This window comes from Streptomyces sp. Je 1-332, assembly GCF_040730185.1.
Classification (GTDB): Bacteria; Actinomycetota; Actinomycetes; order Streptomycetales; family Streptomycetaceae; genus Streptomyces.
Window position 1 is genome coordinate 7,032,081 of the sequence record NZ_CP160402.1, and the last position, 22,536, is coordinate 7,054,616.

General features: G+C 70.3%; 18 protein-coding genes. 11 read left to right on the forward strand and 7 right to left on the reverse strand.

Annotated features, from left to right (window positions below; translation table 11 throughout):
- Nucleotides 1-13 precede the first annotated feature (13 nt).
- Nucleotides 14-748 carry a MerR family transcriptional regulator gene (locus tag ABXJ52_RS31640; RefSeq protein ID WP_367049418.1) on the reverse strand — a complete coding sequence of 245 codons (735 nt, stop codon included), beginning with the start codon at nucleotides 746-748 and terminating at the stop codon, nucleotides 14-16.
- Between the two features lie 195 nt (nucleotides 749-943).
- Here ABXJ52_RS31640 and ABXJ52_RS31645 point away from each other — a divergent pair, with 195 nt between their 5' ends.
- The 3 genes from ABXJ52_RS31645 to ABXJ52_RS31655 all read left to right on the forward strand — a co-directional run bounded on the left by ABXJ52_RS31645 (nucleotide 944) and on the right by ABXJ52_RS31655 (nucleotide 4,931).
- A complete protein-coding gene (locus ABXJ52_RS31645) occupies nucleotides 944-2,755 on the forward strand; it encodes an AMP-dependent synthetase/ligase (protein ID WP_367046695.1) in 1,812 nt (603 codons plus the stop codon).
- Between the two features lie 182 nt (nucleotides 2,756-2,937).
- A complete protein-coding gene (locus ABXJ52_RS31650; protein ID WP_367046697.1) occupies nucleotides 2,938-4,395 on the forward strand; it encodes an amino acid permease in 1,458 nt (485 codons plus the stop codon).
- 56 nt (nucleotides 4,396-4,451) lie between these two features.
- Nucleotides 4,452-4,931, forward strand: a complete 480-nt coding sequence (locus tag ABXJ52_RS31655; RefSeq protein ID WP_367046699.1) for a macro domain-containing protein — start codon at nucleotides 4,452-4,454, stop codon at nucleotides 4,929-4,931.
- Between the two features lie 219 nt (nucleotides 4,932-5,150).
- On the opposite strand, the gene ABXJ52_RS31660 is transcribed toward ABXJ52_RS31655, so the two are convergent.
- Nucleotides 5,151-5,339 carry a hypothetical protein gene (locus tag ABXJ52_RS31660; protein WP_367046701.1) on the reverse strand — a complete coding sequence of 63 codons (189 nt, stop codon included), beginning with the start codon at nucleotides 5,337-5,339 and terminating at the stop codon, nucleotides 5,151-5,153.
- 185 nt (nucleotides 5,340-5,524) lie between these two features.
- On the opposite strand from ABXJ52_RS31660, the gene ABXJ52_RS31665 reads away from it, so the two are divergent.
- Nucleotides 5,525-6,388 carry an oxygenase MpaB family protein gene (locus ABXJ52_RS31665; protein WP_367046703.1) on the forward strand — a complete coding sequence of 288 codons (864 nt, stop codon included), beginning with the start codon at nucleotides 5,525-5,527 and terminating at the stop codon, nucleotides 6,386-6,388.
- 90 nt (nucleotides 6,389-6,478) lie between these two features.
- Here ABXJ52_RS31665 and ABXJ52_RS31670 read toward each other — a convergent pair whose 3' ends face one another.
- Entirely contained in the window at nucleotides 6,479-7,990 is a 1,512-nt protein-coding gene (locus ABXJ52_RS31670) for a M1 family metallopeptidase (RefSeq protein ID WP_367046705.1), read from the reverse strand.
- Nucleotides 7,991-8,206: 216 nt separating this feature from the next.
- On the opposite strand from ABXJ52_RS31670, the gene ABXJ52_RS31675 reads away from it, so the two are divergent.
- The 5 genes from ABXJ52_RS31675 to ABXJ52_RS31695 all read left to right on the forward strand — a co-directional run bounded on the left by ABXJ52_RS31675 (nucleotide 8,207) and on the right by ABXJ52_RS31695 (nucleotide 16,245).
- A complete protein-coding gene (locus ABXJ52_RS31675) occupies nucleotides 8,207-10,168 on the forward strand; it encodes a Xaa-Pro dipeptidyl-peptidase (RefSeq protein WP_367046707.1) in 1,962 nt (653 codons plus the stop codon).
- A complete protein-coding gene (locus tag ABXJ52_RS31680) occupies nucleotides 10,165-11,463 on the forward strand; it encodes a M14 family metallocarboxypeptidase (RefSeq protein ID WP_367046708.1) in 1,299 nt (432 codons plus the stop codon). Before ABXJ52_RS31675 ends, ABXJ52_RS31680 begins: the two co-directional genes overlap by 4 nt.
- A gap of 131 nt (nucleotides 11,464-11,594) precedes the next feature.
- Nucleotides 11,595-13,259, forward strand: coding sequence for a BCCT family transporter (locus ABXJ52_RS31685; protein ID WP_367046709.1), 1,665 nt, complete (start codon nucleotides 11,595-11,597; stop codon nucleotides 13,257-13,259).
- A gap of 254 nt (nucleotides 13,260-13,513) precedes the next feature.
- Nucleotides 13,514-14,545 carry an oxidoreductase gene (locus ABXJ52_RS31690; protein WP_367046711.1) on the forward strand — a complete coding sequence of 344 codons (1,032 nt, stop codon included), beginning with the start codon at nucleotides 13,514-13,516 and terminating at the stop codon, nucleotides 14,543-14,545.
- Between the two features lie 56 nt (nucleotides 14,546-14,601).
- Entirely contained in the window at nucleotides 14,602-16,245 is a 1,644-nt protein-coding gene (locus tag ABXJ52_RS31695; protein WP_367046712.1) for an ABC-F family ATP-binding cassette domain-containing protein, read from the forward strand.
- A gap of 38 nt (nucleotides 16,246-16,283) precedes the next feature.
- Here the strand turns inward: ABXJ52_RS31695 and ABXJ52_RS31700 are convergent, their stop codons facing one another.
- From ABXJ52_RS31700 to ABXJ52_RS31710, 3 genes are all read right to left on the reverse strand, one after another.
- The gene (locus tag ABXJ52_RS31700; protein WP_367046713.1) at nucleotides 16,284-18,671 is read right to left on the reverse strand and encodes a Tex family protein; all 2,388 of its coding nucleotides are present in this window, start codon (nucleotides 18,669-18,671) and stop codon (nucleotides 16,284-16,286) included.
- Between the two features lie 63 nt (nucleotides 18,672-18,734).
- Nucleotides 18,735-18,902 carry an LPFR motif small protein gene (locus tag ABXJ52_RS31705; RefSeq protein WP_367046715.1) on the reverse strand — a complete coding sequence of 56 codons (168 nt, stop codon included), beginning with the start codon at nucleotides 18,900-18,902 and terminating at the stop codon, nucleotides 18,735-18,737.
- 119 nt (nucleotides 18,903-19,021) lie between these two features.
- A complete protein-coding gene (locus ABXJ52_RS31710) occupies nucleotides 19,022-19,912 on the reverse strand; it encodes a hypothetical protein (RefSeq protein WP_367046717.1) in 891 nt (296 codons plus the stop codon).
- Between the two features lie 126 nt (nucleotides 19,913-20,038).
- Between ABXJ52_RS31710 and ABXJ52_RS31715 the strand changes: the two genes are divergently transcribed.
- Both ABXJ52_RS31715 and ABXJ52_RS31720 read left to right on the forward strand, forming a co-directional pair.
- Nucleotides 20,039-21,043 (forward strand): GlxA family transcriptional regulator, encoded by a 1,005-nt coding sequence (locus tag ABXJ52_RS31715; protein ID WP_367046719.1) that lies wholly within the window; start codon nucleotides 20,039-20,041, stop codon nucleotides 21,041-21,043.
- Nucleotides 21,044-21,050: 7 nt separating this feature from the next.
- Nucleotides 21,051-21,683 carry a DJ-1/PfpI family protein gene (locus ABXJ52_RS31720; RefSeq protein ID WP_367046721.1) on the forward strand — a complete coding sequence of 211 codons (633 nt, stop codon included), beginning with the start codon at nucleotides 21,051-21,053 and terminating at the stop codon, nucleotides 21,681-21,683.
- Here the strand turns inward: ABXJ52_RS31720 and ABXJ52_RS31725 are convergent.
- The gene (locus ABXJ52_RS31725; RefSeq protein ID WP_367046723.1) at nucleotides 21,673-22,479 is read right to left on the reverse strand and encodes an enoyl-CoA hydratase-related protein; all 807 of its coding nucleotides are present in this window, start codon (nucleotides 22,477-22,479) and stop codon (nucleotides 21,673-21,675) included. The genes ABXJ52_RS31720 and ABXJ52_RS31725 overlap by 11 nt on opposite strands.
- Nucleotides 22,480-22,536 lie beyond the last annotated feature (57 nt).

The window sequence follows — 22,536 nt, forward strand, 5'->3', positions numbered from 1 at the left end:
GGGTGGGAGTGGCTCAGCCTTCGTCGAGCCACTCCCGCAGCTCCTCCTTGAGGGAGCGCTGGAACGCCGTCACCAGGGCCTGCACCACCATCGGCTGCATATGGGCCGACAAGGAGCGCATCGCGGCCACGTGTTCGGGGTCCGACTCGCGGTCGCGGTAGGGGCCCCACACCTCGTCGCGGAAGAGCCGGGAGAGCTCGACGGCGGCCGAGCGCGTGTGCTCCATCAGGACCGTGCGCGCCGCCAGGATCGTCTCGTGCGCGATGGGCACGTCGAGCAGTTCCACCCCGAGGCGCAGCAGCCCCGGGTCCACGCGGTACGACCCCTGGGGCTCCGTCGGCGCGACGACGCCCATCGCCGAAAGACGGTCCAGGTCGGCGGGGGTCAGCGAACGGCCCGCTCTGCGTTCCAGCTCCGCGTGGTCGGTGTCCTCGGCCGAGTCGGGGGCCCAAGAAGCCACCACCGCGCGGTGGATGGCGAGGTCGTGGGCGCTCAGATCGGGCGGCAGCTGTTCCAGGTACCGCTCGATCGCGGCCAGGGTCATGCCCTGGTGCTGCAACTCCTCGATGAGCCCGAGCCGGGACAGATGCTCCTGGCCGTAGTGGCCGACCCGGCGCGGGCCGATCACCGGGGGTGGCAGCAGGCCCTTGGTGCTGTAGAAGCGGATCGTGCGGACGGTGACGCCCGCGCGCGCGGCCAGTTCGTCGACCGTGAGCGTCGGCTCGTCCGTGTCCGAAGCCGTCGTCATCGTCATGGCAGCGCATCGCCTCCCCAGTTGAGCACCGACAGCTGTGCACCAGTAGGTGTGCACCAGTAGGTGAGCACCCACAGCAGCGCACCGTCAGTTGTGCACCGATCAGGTGCAACAGTATTGCTGTCTCACCACTGTTGTGAAAGCGTCCGGGCCAGTCACTTGCTTCGTCGATGACGCCAGGAGGCGGTCATGACCACGATCCTGCGACTCCCCGGGGAACCCGCCGACATCACCCTCCCCGCCCTGCTGCTCCGCAACGCCGAGGACCACGGCGACCGCCCCGCACTCTCCTGGCGCGCCACCCCCGAAGGGGAATGGTCGACACTGACCTGGCGTGAAGCACGCCGCAAGGTCGCCGTCCTCGCCGCCGGGTACACGGCGCTCGGCGTACGGCGCGGCGAGCACGTCCTGATGATGATGGGCAACCGCCCCGAACACTGGCTGAGCGACCTCGCGCTCGTGCACATCGGCGCCATTCCTATCACCGTGTACGGCACGTCGGCCCCCGAGCAGATCGCGCACATCGCCCGGCACAGCCGTGCCCGGTTCGCGATCGTCGAGGGCGCCCGCGAGCTGGCACGCTGGGAGCCGCTCCTGACGGACCCCGACGCGCCGATCGAGCGCCTGGTGGTCGTCGAGGCGGCCGAGGCCGGCCCGCACCGCACGTACGGCTCCCTGCACGCCACCGGCGGCCGGCTGTTCGACCCGGATGCCTTCGAGAAGGGCTGGCGCGAGTCACAGGCCGACGATCCGCTCACCGTCGTCTACACCTCGGGCACCACCGGCGACCCGAAGGGTGTGCGCATCACGCACCGCAACGTCGTCCTCAACGGCGTCGCCCTGGACGCCGTCGTCGAGCTCCCCGACTTCGTGGAGCACATCAGCTATCTCCCCTTCGCGCACGTCGCCGAGCGCATGCTGGGCATCTACCTCCCTGTCTTCCGTGCCTCACACGTACACCTATGTGCCGACCCGACCGCCGTCGCCGCGACCGCGCGCGAGCTGCGCCCCGCGCAGTTCTTCGGGGTCCCGCGCGTGTGGGAGAAGCTGACCGCGTCCGTGAAGGCCGTGCTCGCCGGTCTGCCGGAGGAGCAGCGGGCGTCGATCGAGGCGGCGAACGAGACGACACGCGCGCGCGTGGAGTACGTCGAGCGCGGCGAGACACCGCCGCCCGACGTGGAGACGGCGTACCGCGAGGCCAAGGAGAAGATCCTCGGCCCGCTGCTCTCCCTGGCCGGGTTCGACCGCCTGGTGTGGACCGCGAGCGCGGCGGCGTCGATGCCCCTGGACGTCGTGCGCTTCTGGGCGGGCTTCGACATCGTGATCATGGACGCGTGGGGGCTCACGGAGACGACCGGGGTCGTCACGATCAACACCCCGGCCGACTTCCGGCTCGGCTCGGTGGGCAAGCCCCTGGACGGCCTGGAGATCCGCACCACCGGCGACGGCGAGATCCTGGTGCGCGGCGCGACGGTGTTCGACGGCTATCTGCTGCCGGACGGCGGCGTCGAGTCGGCCCTCGACGCGGACGGCTGGTTCGCCACCGGCGACGTCGGGCGGATCGACGAGGACGGCTTCCTCTGGCTCACCGACCGCAAGAAGGAACTGATCGTGACCTCGACGGGCAAGAACGTCTCGCCCGCGCTCGTCGAGAACACCCTCAAGGAGCACCCCCTCATCGGCCAGGCCCTGGTCCACGGCGACGGCCGCTCCTACCTGGTGGCGCTGCTCGTCCTGGACGCCGAGCTGGCTCCCGTCTGGGCCGCCGCCCAGGGGATCACGGGAGACCTGATGGCGAGCGAGGCCGTACAGGAGGAAGTCGCGCGGGCCGTCGACGCGGCCAACGCGCGCCTCAACCGCACCGAGCAGGTCAAGCGCTACCGGCTCCTCGGGGAGGAGTGGGGCCCCGACACGGGGGAGCTGACGCCGTCCCTGAAGCTGCGCCGCAGGGTCATCAGGGAGAAGTGCGGGGACGCCATCAACAGCCTGTACACCCAGTGATCAACAGCTGTACACCCCCTGCTCACCATGTGAGAAGTCCCGCTATGTGACGTGCGCCACCGCATGTCGGGGGATCTCTGAGGGAAGGTGTCGCGTCGGTCCACGTACACGTCAGGGGTGCCGTGGGCCGGAGCACATCCGGACACCGGAGTTTTCCGGGCACCAGAGAGTAGACCCCCCACGTGAGCAAGGAAGCCGTAGACACGGCCGCTGCGGACGCATCCCGCACAGATGCGTCCCAGGCCCCCGCGGATGCGGGCGACGCCGGTTACAGCAAGGACCTCAAGGCCCGTCACGTCAACATGATCGCCATCGGTGGTGCGATCGGAACTGGACTCTTTCTCGGTGCGGGCGGCCGCCTGCACTCCGCGGGCCCCGCGCTCGCCGTCGCGTACCTCGTGTGCGGCATCTTCGCCTTCTTCGTCGTGCGCGCCCTCGGCGAGATGGTCATCTACCGGCCCTCGTCGGGTTCGTTCGTCAGTTACGCGCGTGAGTTCCTCGGCGAGAAGGGCGCCTACGTCGCCGGCTGGATGTACTTCGTCAACTGGTCGACCACCGGCATCGCCGACATCACCGCCATCGCGCTCTACACGCACTACTGGAGCTTCTTCACCGACATCCCGCAGTGGGTGCTCGCGCTGATCGCCCTCGCCGTCGTCCTCGTGATCAACATGATCTCGGTGAAGTACTTCGGCGAGATGGAGTTCTGGTTCGCGATCGTCAAGGTCGCGGCCCTGGTCGCCTTCATGCTGATCGGCATCTTCCTGCTGGTCACCCAGCAGGACGTGGGCGGGCAGACACCAGGCCTGAGTGTCATCACCGACAACGGCGGCTTCCTGCCGAACGGCATCATGCCGGTCGTGATCGTCATGCAGGGCGTCGTCTTCGCGTACGCGTCGCTCGAGCTGGTCGGTGTCGCGGCGGGCGAGACCGCCGAGCCGCACAAGGTCGTCCCGCGCGCGGTGAACTCGATCATGTGGCGCGTGGGCCTCTTCTACGTCGGCTCGGTCGTCCTGCTCGCGCTGCTGCTCCCGGGGTCGGTGTACTCGGCGGACCAGAGCCCGTTCGTGACGGTCCTGTCCAAGATCGGCGTCCCCGCGGCCGGTGACGTGATGAACCTGGTCGTCCTCACGGCGGCGCTGTCGTCGCTGAACTCGGGCCTGTACTCCACGGGCCGCATCCTGCGGTCGATGGCGATGGCGGGATCGGCGCCGAAGTTCACGGCGCGGATGAACAAGAGCCAGGTTCCCTACGGCGGCATCCTGCTCACCTCCGCGGTGTGCGTGCTCGGCGTCGGCCTGAACTTCCTCATGCCGAGCCAGGCCTTCGAGATCGTCCTGAACGTGGCGTCCCTCGGCATCATCAGCACATGGGTGATCATCATGGTCTGCCACCTGGCGTTCGTCCGCCGCGCCAAGGAGGGCCTGATCACCAGGCCCGGCTTCCGGCTCCCCTGGAGCCCGGTCACGGAGATCGTCACGATCGTCTTCCTGCTCTCCGTGCTCGTCCTGATGTGGAAGGACCCGGAGATCGGCCGCAAGACGCTCTACCTCATCCCGATCATCGCGGCGGCCCTGGTCGCCGGCTGGTACGGAATCCGCCGCCGGGTGGACCACGAGGCGGCGAGCCTCACCAAGTAACCGCACGAAACAGCAGCTCAACAGCCACTGTCAGTGGCAGCGCCTACGGTGGCGTCATGTCGGAGATCACTTACATCCGAGGTGACGCCACCGCGCCGTTGGGCAAGGGCGTCAAGCTGATCGCCCACGTCTGCAACGACCTCGGGGGCTGGGGCAAGGGCTTCGTCGTCGCGCTCTCCCGCCGCTGGCCCGAGCCGGAGGCGGCGTACCGCCGGTGGCACCGCGAGCGCGCCAAGAACGACTTCGGTCTGGGAGCCGTCCAGTTCGTCGAGGTCAGCCCGTACATACGGGTGGCCAACATGATCGGCCAGCACGGCATGCGCACCGGCTCCAAGGGCGTCCCCGTGCGGTACGAGGCGATCGACACCGCCCTCGGCACACTCGCCGACAAGGCGGCCGAACTGGACGCCTCCGTGCACATGCCCCGCATCGGCTGCGGGCTCGCGGGCGGCAAGTGGTCCCGCGTCGAGCCGCTGATCACCCGGCGTCTGGTGGAGCGGGGCATCGCGGTGACGGTGTACGACTTCGGGGACTGAGGGGCACGTCCGGCAGCGCCGCGTACCGGCGAGGCCGCGCAGGTGCGGCAGCGGGCCCGGGCGGACGGCGCAGCCCCGATCGCCGCCGCCCGCGAGGGCGGACCTGTGCGGTGAGTTGTTTCGCGGTCGACGAGGACGACCACGTACGGGACTTCGCGCGCCGCTTCCTGGTCCCCCTTGCTCGGTAGATCTTCGGTGGATAGACGCTCCGCGGGAGAACTAGAACCGGGCGTGCAGCCCGCGACCGAGCTTCACCGCCCGCGCCGTCTTCTCCTTCGCCGTCGCGAAGGACGTCAGGTCCGCGTAGGGCGTGAACCGCTGCACCGTCACCGAGAGCGGCTCGGCGAGCGACCGCTTCCACCCGAGCAGCCGCGCTCGACGGCCCGACCAGCCGAGGCCCGCCCACACGCCGGCGGCACCCCGGCCGCGTACGACCGGGTGCGCGATGTCCGTGGCGCCGTGATGCAGCGCTCCGGTCCCAACTCACCCTGCTCCGCTGACTCCGGCCGAACGCCGTGACCTCGGCAGTCGCATACTGGAACACACATACCGGGCACCGACCGGCGGGCCCGCCGACCGATGGGAGCCGTGTGATGCCAGACCGCCGCCAGGCTCCCGAGCCGCCTCCGCCCGGCGGGATCCTGTGGGACATCGCGGGCGACGTCCGCGCCCTGCTCGCCCTGCCCGCCGCGCTGACGATGCAGGTCGCGCACCCCGCGGTGGGCGCCGGCGTCGATCTGTACTCCGTCTTCCGCACCGACCCCTGGGGGCGCGGTGAGCGGTCGCTGCGGTCGCTGCAGACCTGGGTCTACGGCGGGGGGAGCGCGGCCGAGGAAGGGCGCAGGCTGCGCGCATTGCACAAGGGAATACGGGGCACGGACGCGCACGGCCGCGACTACCACGCGCTCACGCCCGCCTACTACGCGTGGGTCCACGCCACCGGCTTCCCCGTCTACCGGCACGCCCAGAAATACCTGAGCCGCGCCTTCACCGAGGCGCAGGAGCGACAGCTGTACGCGGAGTGGCTCCAGGTCGGCCGCATCCTCGGCATCCATGACCGGGACATGCCGCAGACGCTCGAGGAGTTCTGGCCGTACTACGCGAAGGTCCTCGCCGATGAGCTGGAGGAGACCGAGGTGGTCCGCGACCTCGTCGCCACGGACCGCCCGCTCCCGCCGCCGGATCGCGGCCCCTACCCGCTGCGGGTGGCGCTGCGCGCGCTCTGGCCGCTGCTCCTGCCGCCCCTGGCCCGCTTCCGCCGCTTCATCACGATCGGCCTGATGCCGCCGGACGCGCGGTCGGCCATCGGCCTGCCGTGGACCGCCGCCCAGGAACGGCGGCTGCGTCGCTTCGGCCGAGTCGTGCGAACGGTGGCCCCGCGGCTCCCGGAACGCCTGCGGTACCTCCCCCTGGCCCGCAGAGCCCGCGCCAACCGGAAGTCGCTCGACCGGGGCTGATCCCCCACCCACCCGCACTTCCCAGCAACTCACTGCCGGGTGATCGGGTGGGTGGGCGGGAGACATCCGCCGCGAAGCGGCGGTTCAGCATCAGTGACCGCGGCCGTGCCCGTGCCCGTGCACACCATTCGTCGCAGCGATCGACTTCCACGACTTCGGCGCGGCAGCCGGAACCGCCGATGACCGAGCGATCCCCGCGCTCCGGGCGGCCGGCGCATCCGGTCGCGACGGCTGGAACAGCCACGCGTCGAACAGCGAGGCCAGCGGCTTGCCGGAGACCTTCTCCGCGTACTTCACGAAGTCACTCACCTTCGCGTTCCCGTACGCGTGCTCCTTCGGCCACCCCTTCAAAATCGCTGAGAAGGACTTCTCGCCGATCTCGTTGCGCAGCGCCTGCAGGGCCAGCGCCCCACGGTCGTACACAGCGATGTCGAACTGGTTCTCCGGACCCGGGTCACCCGGCTTGACCTTCCAGAACGGGTCGTCGGCGGGGTGCTGGGCGTACACGTGGTCGGCCAGCTCCTGCGCCGTGCCCTCACCCTCCTTCTCCGACCACAGCCACTGGCTGTACCGCGCGAAGCCCTCGTTGATCCAGATGTCCTTCCAGCCGTCGACGGACACGCTGTCGCCGTACCACTGGTGGGCCAGCTCGTGGACCACGACGGACACGTTCGACCCGTTCGCGAACTGCTTCGGGCTGTAGAACGGCCGTGTCTGCGTCTCCAGGGCGAAGCCGCTCGTCACGTTCGGCACGTATCCGCCGAGCGCGTTGAAGGGGTACTTGCCGAAGACCGTCTCCAGCCACTCCGCGACCTCGGTGGAGCGCTCGATGCTCGCCCGCGCGGCCCCCGCGTTGTCACCGAGGTCCTTGCTGTAGGCGTTCAGGACGGGCAGGCCGTCCGCGGTCTTGTCCGTCGTGATGTCGAACTTGCCGACGGCGAGCGTCGTCAGATAACTGGCCTGCGGCTTGTTCGAGCGCCAGTTGAAGCGCGTCCAGCCGAGCTTCGAACTCTGCGACTGCAGCACGCCGTTGGAGATGGCCTGCGAGCCGTCCGGCACGGAGACCGAGACGTCGTACGTCGCCTTGTCGAGCGGGTGATCGTTCGACGGATACCACCAGGCGGCCGACTCGGGCTCCTGCGCCGCCACGCCACCGTCCGGCGTACGCGCCCACGCCGTATAGCCGTTGATCTTCACTTCGGACGGCTTGCCCGCGTAACGGACGACGACGGTGATCGGCGTGCCCTTGGGCAGGCCTGCCGCCGGAGTGATCTCCAGCTCCTGCTCGCCGGACTTCTTGAAAGCGGCCTTCTTGCCGTTGACGCGCACCTCGCTGACCTTGAGGCCGAGGTCGAGGTTGAAGCGGGAGAGATCCTGCGTCGTGGTGGCGTTGATGGTCGCCGTGCCTTCGAGCAGGTCGGTCTTCGGCTGGTACTTCAGCCGCAGGTCGTAGTGCGACACGTCGTAGCCGCCGTTGCCGCTCGCCGGGTAGTAGGGATCGCCGATACCCGGGGCGCCGGGGGTGAAGTCAGCGGCCGATGCCGGGATCGCCAGCAGGAGAGAGGCCGCGAGCGCGCCCGGCGCGATGAGTCTGCGGTGCACAAGAGCTCCAAGTCGTACAAGTCGTAGGGCCACTTCAGTAGGTGCGTCCGAAGATGCGTCCGACCTTATTGAGCCCCGTGGCCACGCGTCATGTCCATGGTCGCTGCTGTCACACGATCGCCATTCGGCCGACATGTGCCAAAACGCCCCACGAGGCTGTCATCGGCGCGTACCGCCCCCTGTCGCGCGGGAGTTGACCGGTGTACCTTCCGCGCCATGCCGATACGTGCGCGTCGCACGCGCTTGATCTGGAGAGCACTGCTGACGGCGGCCCTCGCCGCCCTGTTGGCCACGCTCGTGGCCCCGGGTCCCGCACAGGGGGCGCCGAGCGCCCCACGCGAGAGCAAGCCCGTCTACTCGTACGCGAGCGCGATCCGTGAATCCGTCTGGGTCGACACGAGGATCGACGGGGACGGTGACGGGAAGTCCGACCGTGTCGCCGTCGACATCGTCCGGCCCCGCGAACCGGCCGCGCGGGGCCGGAAGATACCGGTGATCATGGACGCGAGCCCGTACTACTCCTGTTGCGGGCGCGGCAACGAGAGCCAGAAGAAGACGTACGACGCGAACGGCGACCCCGTCCAGTTCCCGCTCTACTACGACAACTACTTCGTCCCCCGCGGCTACGGATTCGTCGCCGTGGACCTCGCGGGAACGAACCGCTCCGACGGCTGCGTGGATGTCGGCGGCCGCTCCGACGTCCAGTCCGCCAAGGCCGTCGTCGACTGGCTGAACGGCCGGGCCCGCGGCTACACCACCCGCACCGGCGGCAAGAGCACCAAGGCGACCTGGACGACGGGCGCCACCGGAATGATCGGCAAGAGCTACGACGGCACCGTCGCGCAGGGCGTGGCCGCCACTGGAGTGCGAGGTCTCAAGACCATCGTGCCGATCGGCGCGATCTCCTCCTGGTACGACTACTACTTCGCCAAGGGGGCCCCGCTCTACGCCAGCGGCCCCGAGTGGCTGTCGGACAACGTGGAGAGCCCCGAGGCGCGGGCCCGCTGCGGCGCCGTACAGCAGCGGCTGATCGACGAGGCGCCCCGCACCGGCGACTGGACCCGGCTGTGGAGCGAACGCGACCACGTCCCGGACGCGGACAAGGTGCGGGCCAGCGTCTTCGCCGTGCACGGCATGCAGGACCTGAACGTCCGGATGAAGCACTTCGGCCAGTGGTGGGACGCGCTCGCCGACGCGGGCGTCGACCGCAAGGTGTGGCTCAGCCAGACCGGACACGTCGATCCCTTCGACTTCCGCCGTGGCGCGTGGGTGCGCACCCTGCACCGGTGGTTCGACCACGAACTCCTCGGCCACGACAACGGCATCGACCGCGAGCCCATGGCCGACATCGAGCGCGCGCCCGACCGGTGGACCACCGACCGCGTCTGGCCCCCGCGCGGCACGGACACGGTCAAGCTCCGCCCCGGAAAGGGGACTTCACCCGGCGTCGGCACCCTCGGCACCCGCCACGGCACCGGCAGCGAGACCTTCACCGACGACCCGAAGCTGAGCGAGACCGACTGGGCCGCGCAGATCGACACCTCCACCCCCTCGAAGGCCGGGTTCGTCAGCAAGCCGCTGGGCCGCGACCTGCGCCTGTCCGGCTCCTCCGAGGTGACCGTCACCGCCACCCCGACGACCCGCACCGCCCACCTCTCCGCGGTCCTGGTCGACCTCGGCCCCGCCACCATCCGCGACTACGCGAGCTCCGGCGAGGGCATCACCACCCTCCCGGAACGCACCTGCTGGGGCCCGAGCACCAGCGGTGACAGCTCCTGCTTCAAGGAGACGGAGACGAAGACCGCCGACGTCGATTTCACGATCTTCAGCCGCGGCTGGGCCGACCTCGGCAACTGGGCCGACGACCACAAGGGCCGCCCCCTCACGCCGGGCAAGAAGCACACCATCACCCTCGACCTGGCCGCGAGCGACCACGTCGTACCGAAGGGCCACCGCCTCGCGCTGATCGTCGCGGGCACCGACAAGGACCTCATCGATCCCCCCGCCGACACCCCGACGCTCGCCATCGACCTCGCCCGCACCTCGGCGAAGGTGCCGCTCGTCGGCGGCGCCGACGCGTTCCGTACCGCCAAGACCGTCACCCCCCACGAGTCCCGTCTCGACGGCGTGGCCCCGCCGCGTCCGTTCCGCCCCGTACCAGGAGGCAGCACTACATGAGAGCCCGCACCGGCCTCACGCCCCGCGTCCGCACCGTGGCGCTCGCCTGCGTCACCGCCGCGCTCGCCGCACCGCTCCTGACCGCGCCCGCGCAGGCGAAGCCGTCCCCGCCACGCACCGGGTTCGAGGAGAGCAACGGCGCACGCTGGACCAGTCAACCCCAGGAGCAGGAGTTCCTCGCCGCCGTCGACAGGGCGAGCGACCGGGTCTCGGTGTCCCGCATCGGCACCACGAAGCAGGACCGGCCCGTGCAGTTGGTCCGCATCGGTGAACGCCCCACGAAGAACACGGTGTTGCTGATCTGCAGCCAGCACGGCGACGAGCCGTCGGGCCGCGACGCGTGTCTGTCGACCATCCGCGATCTGGCGTACGCGAAGGACAAGAAGACCCGCACGTTCCTTTCGCGCACCACGCTCCTCGTCGTTCCCACCGCCAACCCGGACGGCCGCGCAGCGAACACCCGCGGCAACTCCGACGGCGTCGACATCAACCGCGACCACATCGCCCTGCAGACCGCGGAAGCCCGCGCCATGGCCGCCGTCATGCGCGACAGGAAGCCCGACTCCATCTACGACCTGCACGAGTACGGAGCAACCCCGAAGTACTACGACAAGGACCTGTTCGACCTGTGGCCGCGCAACCTCAACACCGACGACGCGGTGCACAAGGAGGCGCGGACCCTGTCCGAGGCGTATGTCAGGCCGGCAGCCGACAAGTCGGGGTATACGACGGGAACCTACGGGATCTGGACGGATCCCGTGACCGGTGAACCCATCAAGCAGACGGCGGGTGACGGCCAGGAGCGCATCCTGCGCAACGTCTCCGGCATCAAGCACGCGGCGGGACTGCTCATCGAGAGCCGCGTCGACCCCCTGACGGACGCCGAGAAGAAGGACGACGCCCTGAACAACCGGCGCCGCGCGAAGTCCCAACTCTCGGCGCTGGGCGGCCTGTTCGCCTACGCCGACGAGCGGCGCGGTCAGTTGGAGGCGGCCACCGGCGCCGCACGCATCGAAGGGTTCCGTGACCGCGGCCCCATCTATCTCGGCGGCGCGGACAACGACCCGGCCGAGCCGTCCGAGGTGATCCAGGACCCGCCCTGCGGCTATGGGCTCGATGCGGCCCAGTACGGCGACATAAAGGACGAACTCGCCCTGCACGGGGTCAAGGTAAGGCGGGACGGAGGCGGAGCCTATGTGCCGATGCGGCAGTCGGCGCGATCTCTCGTACCGTTGCTCCTCGACGAGCGCGCTTCGTATCACCTCGTCACAGGTCGACCCGACACTGACTGTTGAGTAGGTGAGAGGTGCGTCACATGTGGTAGGGGGTAGCGGAGTAAAGATTTGGCACGTCGTCGACATCCGTGAAAGGTGCACTTGTGACGCAAGACCAGCAGAAATCGGACGACGGGGGAGAGGGAGCGATCATGACTCCCGCCCCCGGCGGCCGGACTCCACAGACCGACCGGGTCGTGTTCGGAGTGACCGCCGTGCTGACCCTGGCCTTCGTGGTCTGGGGCGCCGTGGCGACGGATTCCCTTCAGGACATCTCCACGGACATGCTCAACGGCCTGATGCACAACGGCGGCTGGTTCTTCATGCTGACCGCCAGCGGCTTCGTGGTCTTCGCGCTCTGGCTGGCCATCAGCCGGTACGGGAAGATCACCCTGGGCAAGGAGGGTGAGACTCCGGAGTTCCGCACGGTGTCCTGGGTGGCGATGATGTTCAGCGCCGGCATGGGCATCGGCCTGATGTTCTACGGCGTGAGCGAGCCGCTCGCCCACTTCACGACGCCACCGCCGGGCACCGACCCCGCGGACTCCGCGGCGGCGATGGAAACCGCCATGGCCACCACCCTCTTCCACTGGACGCTCCACCCGTGGGCGATCTACGCCGTGGTGGGCCTTGCGATCGCGTACAGCACCTTCCGGCGCAACCGGCGCCAGACGATCAGTGCCGTGTTCACGCCGCTCATGGGCGAGAAGCGCGCCAACGGCGGCTGGGGCCGCGTCATCGACATCCTGGCCATCTTCGCCACGCTGTTCGGCTCGGCGGCCTCCCTCGGTCTCGGCGCGCTGCAGATCGGCAGTGGCGTCGAGGTGCTCGACTGGATGGAGAACGCGGGCACGGGCCTGCTCGTCGTCATCATCGCCGTGCTGAGCCTGGCCTTCGTTGCGTCCGCCGTCTCCGGTGTGGAGAAGGGCGTCCAGTGGCTGTCCAACATCAACATGGTGCTCGCCGGGGTTCTCGTACTGTTCGTCTTCATCGCGGGCCCCACGGTCATCATTCTGGACATGCTGCCGACGTCCCTCGGCGCCTACTTCAACGACCTCCCGCAGCTGATGGGCCGCACCGAGGCCTCCAGCGGCAAGGGCGTCGCGGACTGGCTCAGCGGCTGGACCGTCTTCTACTGGGCCTGGTGGATCTCGTGGACGCCCTTCGTGGGCATGTTCATCGCCAGGATCAGCCGGGGACGTACGATCCGCCAGTTCGTCGGCGGCGTCATCCTGGTGCCCAGCACGGTCAGCCTGATCTGGTTCGCCGTCTTCGGCGGCTCCGCCATGACGGTCAGCGAGCGGGGCGGTCTGAAGGACGAGACCACGCCCGAGGCCCAGCTGTTCGGCCTGCTGGCCGAGTACCCGATCGCCACGGTCACCAGCCTGCTCGTGATGATCCTCGTGGGCATCTTCTTCGTGTCGGGTGCCGACGCGGCGTCGATCGTGATGGGCACGCTCTCGCAGAAGGGCGCGCTCGAACCGGGCAAGCTCGTCGTCATCTTCTGGGGCATGGTGACGGGAGCCGTCGCCGCGATCATGCTGCTCATCGGTGACGGTTCCGACGACGCGCTGACCGGTCTGCGAAATCTCACGATCCTGGTCGCGGCGCCCTTCACCCTGGTGATGATCGGGATGTGCGTGGCCCTGATGCGCGACCTGCGCCACGACCCGCTGATCGTCCGGGGCGAGCACGGCACGGAGGCCGTCGAGAAGGCCGTGATCGCGGGCCACGAGCAGTACGACGGTGACTTCGAGATCCGTATCGGCCCGAGCGAGAACGGGGACGAGGAGGAGACTCCGACCAAGTCACTCTGAGTTGACCAAGTCACTCTGAGTACGCACCACTTCAGGAGGCGGCCCGTCTCGTTCGCGAGGCGCGCCGCCTCCTGCGCTCGTTTCCGGGCCGGCCGTCCAGCCGGGGCTCGCCTTGTACGCCATCGACCATGCGTACGCCGGTCCGGGCCGGCCAGGGGGCCAACTCCTGGTACACGGGCAGGGGGTGAATCGCCCGCATAGTGGAATGTGCCATGCCGTGCTCATATCGTCCCCCAGATGGGGATACTCACACCATGTCTGCCGAGTACGCGACCTTCGGTCTGGCACCGGCCATGCGCGCCGGTGGGGTTCTCGCCAACGGTGATTTCCAAGTCCACCGGGATTTCGTCGACTTCATCGTGAACGGACGCCCGCTGCTGTTCCAGCTCTCCGACCTCGACGCGGTGTCCCCGCTCGCTTCCGACGTACCGCCCGCGATCTTCACCCACCACGTGCGCGGACTCCTCCTGGAGGCCGAGGCGCCCCTGCTCGACCAACGGCACGTCATCTACGGCTGTCCCGAATGCGAGGGCCTTGAGTGCGGGGCCGTCACGGCGGTCATCGAGCGGGCGCCGGACGGAACCGACACCTATGTGTGGCGGGACTTCGCCTGGCAGACGGCCGAGCGGGCCGACCTGGCACTCAACGGCTACCACGGCATAGGGCCCTTCCACTTCCAGGGCGCCGAATACCGCGAGGCGCTGCGGCAGTTGCTGGCCGACGGCGAACCCGCGGCGCGCCGCAGGGTGCTCCTGATCGGCGCCCGCGTCGCCGTCCTCGCCAAGCTCGCGGCGGCGCTGCGCACCATCGGTGTCGGCGCCGAGATCGCCGCGGACGCGGCGGGCGTGCCGCCGGACGAGCTGCGGACGTACGGTGCGGTGGTCTTCGGGCGGTCCGTGCCGGCGGGGACACGCGACGCGGTCCGTGCGTCGTTCGAGGGCGCGGGGCTCCATGTCGCGTACGTCGACGGCCTGGCCCCGATCATCCCGCTCCTGGTCGCCCAGATAGAACACGCCCTGGACCGCAGCCCGTTGGCGCAACGCCGCCTGACACGGCTCGGCGCCTCGAACGGCACGGCGGACGTGGAGATCACCTCGACCTGCCGGGTCCAGCTCATCGCGTACCGCCTGGACAGACTCTCCCGCACCCAGATCCACCAGGTCTTCGACGGAGTCCTGGAGCCGGGTGAGCACCGCGTGTCCCTGGACGCGAAGGCGACCAAGGGCGAATCGTTCGTGGTGGCCCGCACGACGGACAGCGTCCTGACGGCGCCGATAGTGCGGTAGCCCACGGGCCACCGCGGGGCGGGCCGACCCGCGCCTCGCCTAAACTCGACCCCCTGATGACCGCAACCCTCGTCGCCAAGAATCTCGCCGCCGGCCACGGCGACCGCTCTCTCTTCTCCGCCCTGGAGCTGGTCGTCGCCCCCGGCGACGTCATCGGGCTCGTCGGTGCCAACGGCGCCGGCAAGTCGACCCTGCTCCGTCTCCTCGCGGGGCTCGACACCCCGGAGAGCGGGGAGCTGCGCCTCTCGCCGCCCACCGCGGCCGTGGGACACCTCCCGCAGGAGCCCGACCGCCGCCCCGGCGAGTCCATCCGCGCCTTCCTGGACCGCCGCACCGGCGTGGCCGAGGCTCAGCGGACCATGGACGAGGCCACGCAGGGCCTGGTCGACGGAACCCCGGGCGCCGACGACGCGTACGCGATCAGCCTGGAGCGCTGGCTGGCGCTCGGCGGCGCCGACCTGGACGAGCGGGCGGAGGAGGTCGCCGCATCGCTGGGCCTCGACGTCGGTCTGGATCAGCCGATGACCTCGCTCTCCGGCGGCCAGGCCGCCCGCGCGGGCCTCGCCTCGCTGCTCCTGTCCCGCTACGACGTGTTCCTCCTGGACGAGCCGACCAACGACCTCGACCTCGCGGGCCTCGAACGCCTGGAGAGCTTCGTCCGCGGACTGCGCGCCGGCACGGTCGTCGTCAGCCACGACCGCGAGTTCCTCGCCCGCACCGTCACCAAGGTCCTCGAACTCGACCTCGCCCAGCAGCAGATCAACCTCTACGGCGGCGGCTACGACGCCTATCTGGAGGAGCGCGACGTCGCGCGCAGGCACGCCCGCGACGAGTTCGAGGAGTACGCCGACAAGAAGTCCGCCCTGGAAGGCCGCGCCCAGATGCAGCGGAACTGGATGGACAAGGGCGTCAAGAACGCCCGCCGCAAGGCGGGCGACAACGACAAGCTCGGCCGGAACTTCCGCAGCGACGCCAGCGAGAAGCAGGCGGCGAAGGCACGCCAGACGCAGCGCATGATCGAGCGGCTCGACGTCGTCGAGGAGCCCCGCAAGGAGTGGGAGCTGCGCATGGAGATCGCGTCGGCGCCGCGCTCCGGCAGCGTCGTCGCCACCCTCCGCGACGCCGAGGTGCACCGCGGCCACTTCACGCTCGGCCCGGTGACGCTGCAGATCGACTGGGCGGACCGAGTGGCGATCACCGGCGCCAACGGCTCCGGGAAGTCGACCCTGCTCGGCACCCTGCTGGGCCGCATCCCGTCGGACGTGGGGCACGCGGCGCTCGGTTCGGGCGTGCTCGTCGGCGAGGTGGACCAGGCGCGTGCGCTGTTCCACGGCCCGGAGTCGCTCCTGGACGCGTTCTGCGCGGCAGTGCCCGACACCGAACCGGCCGAAGTCCGCACCCTGCTCGCCAAGTTCGGCCTGAAGGCGGCCCACGTCCTGCGCCCCGCGGCCACCCTCTCCCCGGGCGAGCGCACCCGCGCGGGCCTCGCGCTCCTCCAGGGCCGGGGCGTCAACCTTCTGGTCCTCGACGAACCGACGAACCACCTCGACCTGCCGGCGATCGAGCAACTGGAGTCGGCCCTCGACGCGTACGAGGGCACGCTGCTCCTGGTGACGCACGACCGCAGGATGCTGGACGCCGTCCGTGTCACGCGGCGCCTGGAGGTGACGGAGGGCAAGGTGACCGAGCTGTCACCCTGACCTCCGCCGACTCCAAGGACGCCCCGGCCTTCCCTGGATCAGCGCTTCTTGGGGTCCAGGAGCCCGGCCCGGCGCAGCGCGTCCGCCATCGCGTCATTGGCCGGCGGCGGGCCCTGCCGCTCCTTGCGCTGACCGCCACCGCCCCCGCCCTGCCGCTGGGGGCGCTGGCCGCCGCCCTGCCGCTGCTGCGGCGGACGGCCACCCCGCTTCGGCTGCTCCCCGGCGGCGGAGGCGCCGGCCTCATCGTCCAGACGCAGAGTCAACGAAATCCGCTTGCGCGGGATGTCGACGTCCATCACCTTCACCTTGACGATGTCACCCGGCTTCACCACGTCCCGCGGGTCCTTGACGAACGTCTTGGACATCGCGGAGACATGGACGAGCCCGTCCTGGTGGACGCCGATGTCGACAAAGGCGCCGAACGCGGCCACGTTCGTGACGACCCCTTCGAGGACCATTCCGGACGCGAGGTCGGAGATCTTCTCGACGCCGTCCTTGAAGGTCGCCGTCTTGAACGCCGGACGCGGGTCACGTCCGGGCTTCTCCAGCTCCTTGAGGATGTCGGTCACCGTGGGCAGGCCGAAGGACTCGTCCACGAACTCGTCCGCCCTGAGCGAGCGCAGCGTCCCCGTGTCGCCGATCAGCGAGGCGACCTCGCCGCCCGTCTTCTTCGCCATCTTGCGCACCACGGGATACGCCTCGGGGTGGACGCTCGACGCGTCCAGCGGGTCGTCGCCGCCGCGGATGCGCAGGAAGCCCGCGCACTGCTCGTACGCCTTGGGGCCGAGCCGTGCCACGTCCTTGAGGCCCTTGCGGGAGGAGAAGGGGCCGTTCGTGTCGCGGTGCGCCACGATGTTCTCCGCGAGGCCCGCGCCGATGCCGGAGACCCGGGAGAGCAGCGGGGCGGACGCGGTGTTCACGTCCACACCGACGCCGTTCACACAGTCCTCGACGACCGCGTCGAGCGAGCGGGACAGCTTCACCTCGGAGAGGTCGTGCTGGTACTGGCCGACGCCGATGGACTTCGGGTCGATCTTCACCAGCTCGGCGAGCGGGTCCTGCAGCCGCCGGGCGATCGACACGGCGCCGCGCAGCGACACGTCCATGTCGGGCAGCTCCTGCGAGGCGAAGGCCGACGCGGAGTACACCGAGGCGCCCGCCTCGGAGACCATCACCTTCGTGAGGTTCAACTCCGGGTGCTTCGTGATGAGTTCACCGGCGAGCTTGTCCGTCTCGCGGGACGCCGTGCCGTTCCCGATCGCGATCAGGTCGACCGAGTGCTCCTTGGCGAGCTTCGCGAGGGTGGCCAGGGACTGGTCCCACTTGTTCGCCGGGACGTGCGGGTTGATGACGTCGGTGGCGACGACCTTGCCGGTCGCGTCGACCACGGCGACCTTCACACCCGTACGGAAACCGGGGTCGAGCCCCAGCGTCGCGCGCGTGCCCGCCGGTGCGGCGAGCAGCAGGTCGCGCAGGTTCGACGCGAAGACGCGGACGGCCTCGTCCTCCGCGGCCGTACGAAGGCGCAGGCGCAGGTCGATCCCCAGGTGCACCAGGATGCGGGTCCGCCACGACCAACGCACCGTGTCCTGCAGCCACTTGTCGGCCGGACGGCCGCGGTCCACGATGCCGAAGCGGTGGGCGACCATCCCCTCGTACGAGGACGGGCCCTCCGTGGCCTCCTCCGGTTCGAGGACGAGGTCGAGGACGTCCTCCTTCTCGCCGCGCAGCATCGCGAGGACGCGGTGCGAGGGGAGCTCCTTGAAGGGTTCGGCGAAGTCGAAGTAGTCGGCGAACTTGGCGCCCGCCTCCTCCTTGCCCGCGCGGACCTTCGCGGCGAGGCGGCCGCGCACCCACATGCGCTCGCGCAGCTCGCCGATCAGGTCGGCGTCCTCGGAGAAGCGCTCGGCGAGGATCGCGCGCGCCCCGTCCAGGGCGGCCTGCGGGTCTGCGACGCCCTTGTCGGCGTCCACGAAGGCGGTGGCCGCGGCGAGCGGCTCCACGGACGGATCGCCGAGCAGCCCGTCGGCCAGCGGCTCGAGCCCCGCCTCACGGGCGATCTGCGCCTTCGTACGACGCTTCGGCTTGAACGGCAGGTAGATGTCCTCGAGGCGCGCCTTCGTCTCCGCCGCGCGGATCTGCGCCTCGAGCTCGTCGGTGAGCTTGCCCTGCTCGCGCACCGATTCGAGGATCGCCGCACGCCGCTCCTCGAGCTCTCGCAGATAGCGCAGCCGCTCCTCGAGCGTGCGCAGCTGCGCGTCGTCGAGCATCTCGGTCGCTTCCTTGCGGTAGCGAGCGATGAAGGGCACCGTCGAGCCGCCGTCGAGCAGCTCGACGGCGGCCTTCACCTGCCGCTCCCTCACGCCGAGTTCTTCGGCGATCCTGCCTTCGATCGATGCTGGAGTGGACGTCTGCAGAGGTGCCACGTTTCCCGCCTTCTCACTGGGGTTGCGGGGCAATTGTGGCAGGTGGCACCGACAGCGGGGGGATCAGACCCGGCGTGCCCGCCCGGGGCGGCGTCCCGACCGGCGCCCGCCTCGCCGAGTGGAGCTGGAGGCACCGCCGAAGAGCCGGGCAACGGCGCGGAACGGCAGCGTCACCACGGTGGCGAGTGCCGCGCCGATCTGACGCAGGACATCTGCGATCGCTCGGAACACGGGATTTCCCCTTTCGTCGCCCGGTCCCGCGCCAAGCGCGCGGGGCCGGAGACGAACGGGTACCTCGCCCGGCGCCGTCCATGCCTGCGCCAGTGCGTTGCCTGTGCGATGGGCCCCGCCTACTCCTTGCCGAGCAGATCCGCCGGGAACGCCCCGGCCTCGAGCGCCGCTCCCGCGAACACGGTCCCCAGCTCCGTCAGACGCTCGACGCCGGCCGCGCCCAGATGCTCGTACGGCGCCCGGTCGAGGCGGTCCGTTGCTTCCTCGACCTCCTGGCGCAACGCGGCTCCCGCTTCCGTCAGCTCGGACACCCCGTCGTGCAGGCCGCGGGTGCGGAGCCGCTCCACGGCGGCGTCCCAGTCCTCCTGGTTCCAGCCGCGCGTGGTGAAGTTCCACTTCGGCGTCATGCCCTTGCCGGTCGCCGTGTGGCTCACCAGCGCCTCCAGGCCGTCGAGTTCGGCGTACTGGAGAGCGGTGAGGTGCCCGTCGCCGCGGTGCTCCCGCAGCAGCGTCGCGGCGTGCCAGAGCGCGAGGTGCGGCTGCTCGGGCACGGGCAGATCCGCGTGGGCTGCGTAGAGCGGGCGTGCGGAACGGGAGCAGGCCTCGGTGGCGCGCAGCGCGAGCTCGGCGGCCTCCGCCATCTCCGGGGACGCGAGGGCTTCCTCTCCGAGGAGGCGCCGCAGCGTCGAGTCGACGGCACGCGCGCGTGCCGCGAGGACGTCCTCGGGGGACGCGGTGTTCCAGATGCCGGGCACGTGCCGGGCGACGGTCTCGTGCTTGTAGTTGTAGAACGCCGCCGTGACCACTCCGGCGCCGACCGGACCCATCGCCGCCGTACGCACGGCGAAGTTGACGGCCCTGGGGTGGGTGATCCCGAGCTCGCCCAGCTCGCGGCCCACATCGGGCGAGAAGTAATGCGTCGAGTGCAGCGAGTTCAGCACGGTGTGACACCGACGACCCGCGCGCGGGTGCGGCGCCGCGGCCGGGGTGGGAGGCGTAAGAGAAGTCATGACCGCACGTTACCGACTGGTTGGTATGACGTGAAGTCCGGGGGCGCCTCACTGGGATCGGTCTATGGCAGGAAAGGAGGGGCATTCGGCATTGCGGCCATCGCGCCCGAGGCCAAGAATCAGGGCATGGAGCAGCGAACTGTCCTGGTCGTCCTCTTCGACGGGGTCCAGAGCCTTGATGTCACGGGGCCGGTGGAGGTCTTCGCGGGCGCCGCCGCCTGCCGCGGCGGTGACGTCCCCGCGTACCGCATCCGCGCGGCGTCCCTGGACGGCGCTCCCGTACGCACCTCCAGCGGACTCACGCTCGTCCCGGACTCCTCCCTCCCGGACGCCCCCGTGCCGCACACCCTGCTCGTCCCGGGCGGTCTCGGCAGTCGCGAGGCCGACCCCCGCCTGATCGACTGGCTGCGCGCGAACGCCCCGCGCGCGCAACGCCTCGTCTCGGTCTGCACCGGCGCCATCCTCTTCGCCGAGGCCGGGCTCCTGGACGGCCGCCGGGTGGCGACCCACTGGGCGTACTGCGCCCAGCTCGCCCGCGACCACCCCGCCATCGAGGTCGACCCCGACCCGATCTTCGTCCGTGACGGTCATGTCGCGACCTCCGCGGGCGTGACGGCCGGCATCGACCTGGCCCTTGCCCTCGTGGAGGAGGATCTGAGCCGGGACGAGGCGCTGACGGTGGCGCGGTATCTCGTGGTCTTCCTGCGGCGTCCGGGGAACCAGGCGCAGTTCAGCGCCCAGCTCTCCGCGCAGACCGCTCAGCGCGAGCCCCTGCGCGAGGTCCAGCAGTGGATCACCGAGCACCCGGACGAGAACCTCTGTGTCGAATCGCTCGCCGCCCGTGCCCGGCTCTCACCCCGGCACTTCGCCCGAGCGTTCCAGACGGAGACCGGCATGACGCCGGGCAAGTACGTCGAGCGCGTCCGCGTCGAGCACGCCCGCCGTCTCCTGGAGGACACCTCCCACGGCGTCGAGGAGGTCTCGCGCGCCTGCGGCTACGGCACTCCGGAGGCGATGCGCCGCGCCTTCGTCAAGACCCTCGGCGCGGCGCCCGCCGAGTACCGGCGGCGCTTCCACGCCCCGCTCGCACCTCGGCGGGCCACCGCCCTCACCACCGCCCTCAACGGATAGGTACTCCATGCAGATCGCCATCGCCCTGTTCGAACGCTTCACCGCCCTGGACGCCGTCGGCCCGTACGAGACCCTCAGCCGCATGCCCGGCGCCGAGACCCTCTTCGTGGCCGAGTGCCCCGGCCCGGTGCGCAACGACAACGGCTCCCTCGCGCTCGTCGCCGACCGTGCCTTCGCCGACGTACCCGACCCCGACGTCGTGGTCGTCCCCGGCGGCCCCGGACAGAGCGACCACATGGCGGACGAGGCGCTCCTGGGCTGGCTGCGGTCCGCCGACGCCACCAGCACCTGGACCACGTCCGTGTGCACCGGATCCCTCCTGCTCGCCGCCGCGGGGCTCCTCAAGGGGCGGCGTGCCACCTCGCACTGGCTCGCCCTCGCGGAGCTGGAAAGGTTCGGCGCCACGTCCACGGGGGAGCGGGTGGTCTTCGACGGCAAGTACGTCACGGCGGCCGGGGTCTCCTCCGGCATCGACATGGGGCTCACCCTGATCGGCCGGATCGCGGGCGAGGAGGCGGCCCAGACCGTGCAGCTCCTCACGGAGTACGACCCCCAGCCGCCCTACGACGCCGGGTCCCCGCACAAGGCGCCCGCGCACATCGTCGAGAAGTTCCGCGCGGGCAGCCGCTTCAGCCAGTAGCGCCGTCGGCGGGAGAGCTGTCGCCGAAAGAGCTGTCGCCGGGAGCGCCGTCGCCGGGAGTCCAGGTGAAGCGCGGCTCGCGGCGCTCCAGGAACGCGGCGACCCCCTCGGCGGTGTCGCCGCCCTCGCGCGCCTGCCCGGTCCAGTACGCGTCCCGATCCGTGTGCCCCGCGGCGAACTCCTTGGCCGCGGCCTGCGTCAGCTGCGAGCGCGAGGCAAGGACCTTGGTGAACTCGGCGACCCGCTTGTCCAGTTCCCCCGCGGGCAGCACCTCGTCCACGAGACCGGTGCGCAGCGCACGCCCCGCGTCGATCAACTCTCCCGAGAACAGCAGGTACTTGGCGGTCGCGGGCCCCACGAGCGACACCAGCCGCCGGGTGGACGACGCGGGATAGACGATCCCCAGCTTCGCCGGAGTGATGCCGAACAGCGCGCCCTCGTCCGCGAACCGCAGATCGCAGGCGGCCGCCAGCTGACTTCCCCCGCCCACGCAGTAACCGCGCACGGCGGCCAGCGTCGGCTTCGGGAAGACCGCGAGCGCCTCCTCCGCCCGTACCGCCAGATCCTGCGCCTCACCGGGCGCCTCACGCAGCGAGGAGATGTCGGCCCCCGCGCAGAACGTCTCGCCCTCGCCGGTCAGCACGACCACCCGCACCGCCGGATCGGCGGCGAGCCCGGCGAGCAGCGGCGGCACCTGCCGCCACATGTCCGCCGTCATGGCGTTGCGCTTCGCCGGATGGTCGATGACGACGGTGGCGACGCCGTGGGTGACGGCCTGCCTCAGCTGCGGCTCCATGCGCAGGATGCTAACCGCACTACTCGAACGTACGATCAAGAAGGGGCGGCCCTGAGA